This is a genomic window from Vibrio sp. AND4, from assembly GCF_000171815.1.
In the GTDB taxonomy this organism is placed as follows: domain Bacteria; phylum Pseudomonadota; class Gammaproteobacteria; order Enterobacterales; family Vibrionaceae; genus Vibrio.
Genome location: NZ_ABGR01000075.1, coordinates 1 through 2,930 on the forward strand (window position 1 = coordinate 1; position 2,930 = coordinate 2,930).

Below are 2,930 nucleotides of genomic sequence, written 5' to 3' on the forward strand. Positions count from 1 at the left end.
TTCTTGCTGATTCTTGTTTAGAAAGTCCCGCGAGACTTAAGATGAAAAACAGCGCAGCAATAATATATGCCGCTTGTACTAATCCTGAAGACATGGTCACTCCTATTATTTATCTTTGCGGAACATTTCAAGCATACGTTTGGTCACTGTAAAGCCACCGAATATATTTATGCTTGCGATGAGCACGGCAATGAAAGACAGGAAGGTAACGACACCATTACCCTGACCAATTTGTAGCAATGCCCCAACCACGATGATGCCTGAAATCGCGTTGGTTACCGACATAAGCGGAGTATGCAGTGCATGTGTAACATTCCAAACGACGTAGTAACCTACGACACACGCCAGTACGAATACGGTGAAGTGGGATAGGAAGGCCGCTGGCGCCACAGATGCAACCCATGCAAATGCACCCAAACCAATCGCTAAAGCACCAAACTTTTTCACTGGTGATGTTGGTGTTTCAACTTTTGGGTCCGGTTTTATTGGTTCTTGCACCTTGGCTTGCGACTGCGCAGACACCTGAATCGGTGGTGCGGGCCATGTAATTTCACCTTCTTTGACAACGGTCACGCCGCGGATCACAACGTCTTCAAAGTTGATATTAATGTTGCCATCTTTCTCTTTACAAAGCAGTTTAAGAAGATTAACTAGGTTAGTGGCGTAAAGCTGAGAAGATTGTGTTGGCAAGCGGCTTACCATGTCGGTGTAACCAACAATTTTCACACCGTTTGCTGTGGCGAAAACTTGATCTTTTACTGTATATTCGCAGTTCCCACCATTTGCGGCTGCTAGGTCCACAATTACACTGCCCGCTTTCATACTATCGACCATTTCTTTGGTAATAAGTGTTGGCGCAGGTTTGCCTGGAATCAGTGCAGTTGTGATGATGATATCAACATCTTTTGCTTGCTCTGCGTACAGCTCAGCCGCTTTCTTATTGAATTCATCTGACATTTCTTTCGCGTAGCCGTCACCCAAGCCAGAATCTTCTTTGAAATCTACCGTTAAGAACTCAGCCCCCATCGATTCAACTTGCTCTTTTACTTCAGGGCGGACGTCAAAGGAGCGAACGATAGCACCAAGGCTGCCCGCTGCACCAATAGCCGCAAGACCAGCTACGCCAGCACCAGCCACCAGCACTTTAGCGGGTGGCACTTTACCGGCAGCTGTGATTTGACCAGTAAAGAATCGACCGAATTCATGAGCGGCTTCTACCACTGCGCGATAACCGGCAATGTTCGCCATAGAAGAGAGAGCATCTAACGCTTGAGCACGTGAGATACGAGGAACCGAGTCCATCGCGAGAACGTTGATGCTCTTACTAGAGAGTTTTTCCATTAACTCTGCATTTTGTGCAGGCCAGATAAAACTCACTAAGGTCGCCCCATCTTGCAGTGATGCGATTTCATCGATGCCTTTTTCTTTATCGACAAGTGGTGCATTCACTTTAAGGATTAAGCCTGACAACCATACCTCTTTACTAGATACTATTTTCGCTCCTGCGGCTTGGTAAGCGGCATCATCGAAACTGGCTAGCACCCCCGCTTGTGATTCGATTACGACATCAAACCCCAACTTAATTAACTGCTCTACCGATTTTGGTGATGCAGCTACTCGCGATTCACCTGCGAGTATTTCTCTAGGTACACCGATTTGCAAAACGCATACTCCTTGTATACATACCAATAATTAGTCCCAAAAGAGAGCGTTGCTCTGCTCTAATTCTTCTTTAGTTCTTTCTGTTTACAACACAAGAAAACACAAACGAATAATGGTGTTTGGGGCACCCATTTGCAAAGCCATATCTTGACTAACAGCCCTGTTATCCCATTGTTTTTATCGAACGTCTATCATGACTTCAAGTACTTTGTTATAAAAACGCTAAATCTATATAACACTTATTAGTAAATCACCCACTATTCTCTATGAACTCAGCATCTTGAGGCTACTTAGATCTACTGTCTGCTAGAATAAGAAAGAAAAAAAGAGCCATCAGCATAGGCACTAATGACTCTCTTAAAGATGATTTATATCACGTTACAACGGCTTCTTAATCGAAGATCTTTTCACCCATTTGATCGATAAACATCTGCGACTTTTTCAACATTAGGTCGTTAGCATCCTGCTCTGAACCCAATAAATCAGAACGGATAAAGCGGTGTGATTTTAGTTCTCCATCAGAATCTTTCTCGATACGTCCAGCAATGCGATACTGGCCACCTTCCGAAAGGCTTTCTTGATAAATAAGGTAGCCTTTGTACTTAACTGGTTCGACAGTTTTTGCTGTAGCGGCTTTGTCACTGCCACCAAAAAAGCGTGAAAAGAATCCCACGGTTCCTCCTAGGGGACGCTCATATTTTGTATGTTTCGTTGTGGCATACAATCGCAAGCATCATTTACTTTATGTTGATGTTAAGGATCGGTTTCTCGAACCAATCCAGTTCTCTGTCTTCATCATAACGGGTATGCGAAAAAATGACAGGCACACCCTGATCACGATTTTGGCGCCTGCCTTCTTGAATAATTCTTACCGCGTTTTCTACTGCTACATCGACGCTTTGTTTAAATTGTGCCAACTTTTGTTCTGGGAGTGCGGACAGAAAATCGATGTCGTGGCGAATATAAACGGGTTTCAACTGAATAAGGGTTAAGCAAGCAATATCAGCCAGTTGTTCGTTGTCGAATTGCTCCACGTATTGCTCTGAAGCGAGCACTTGCCCAACCAAGGTTTCCATGTAATTGTGTACGTCTGAGCTGATCTGCATCGATTTACTCCTTCATTCAAACTCTTGAAAGTATAGTAGCTAAGCACTTTGCGCAACTCGTTGATCGACTCTAACTTAATCAACGTCTCTATTTTTGTAAGTATTCACTGTAAAAAACTTGGAAAATTCCGAAATACACGTATTCTTGTCAGAATTTTAATC

3 protein-coding genes are annotated in these 2,930 nt (G+C 43.6%); all 3 read right to left on the reverse strand.

The window, feature by feature from the left end; genetic code table 11:
• Nucleotides 1-105 precede the first annotated feature (105 nt).
• Entirely contained in the window at nucleotides 106-1,662 is a 1,557-nt protein-coding gene (locus tag AND4_RS18550; RefSeq protein WP_009844521.1) for a Re/Si-specific NAD(P)(+) transhydrogenase subunit alpha, read from the reverse strand.
• A 391-nt stretch (nucleotides 1,663-2,053) separates the two neighbouring features.
• On the reverse strand, nucleotides 2,054-2,335 hold the full coding sequence (locus AND4_RS18555; protein WP_009844522.1) for an HlyU family transcriptional regulator: 282 nt from the start codon (nucleotides 2,333-2,335) through the stop codon (nucleotides 2,054-2,056).
• 64 nt (nucleotides 2,336-2,399) lie between these two features.
• Nucleotides 2,400-2,768, reverse strand: coding sequence for a late competence development ComFB family protein (locus AND4_RS18560; RefSeq protein ID WP_009844523.1), 369 nt, complete (start codon nucleotides 2,766-2,768; stop codon nucleotides 2,400-2,402).
• Nucleotides 2,769-2,930 lie beyond the last annotated feature (162 nt).

What these genes read in the sequence shown, in the direction of transcription:
- AND4_RS18560 (WP_009844523.1), bottom strand. Translation starts at nt 2,768, where the DNA reads ATGCAGATCAGCTCAGACGTACACAATTACATGGAAACCTTGGTTGGG.